Origin of the sequence: Mesorhizobium sp. M8A.F.Ca.ET.218.01.1.1 (assembly GCF_004791165.1) — a bacterium.
Lineage (GTDB): Bacteria > Pseudomonadota > Alphaproteobacteria > Rhizobiales > Rhizobiaceae > Mesorhizobium.
Genome location: NZ_SRUZ01000188.1, coordinates 1 through 290, shown reverse-complemented (window position 1 = coordinate 290; position 290 = coordinate 1). Strand labels below are relative to the sequence as shown.

The 290-nt window shown below is 66.9% G+C and carries 1 pseudogene; it reads left to right on the top strand.

The window, feature by feature from the left end:
• A pseudogene (locus EN861_RS34965) lies at positions 1 to 223 on the top strand (tagatose-bisphosphate aldolase); the annotation flags it as partial.
• Positions 224 to 290 lie beyond the last annotated feature (67 nt).

Genomic DNA, 290 nt, shown 5'->3' with positions numbered 1-290 from the left:
GTGGGCGGTGCTGTCGGCCGGCGTCAACCACGCTACTTTCCTGGATCAGGTCGAGATCGCCATGAAGAACGGCGCCTCCGGCGTGATCGCCGGCCGCTCGCTGTGGAAGGACTGCATCTCGCTCGACCGTGATGTCCAGCGCGAAAGGCTGAAGACCGTCGCCGTGTCGCGGCTGCGCGAGATCCAGGCGGTCATCGGCAACTACCGCCGCAAGGCCGCCTGAGGCATGTTGATATTCGGGTGAGGCCGGCCTGCGACCGGCAGGTTCCTGCACCTGCCGCTCTCGGCAC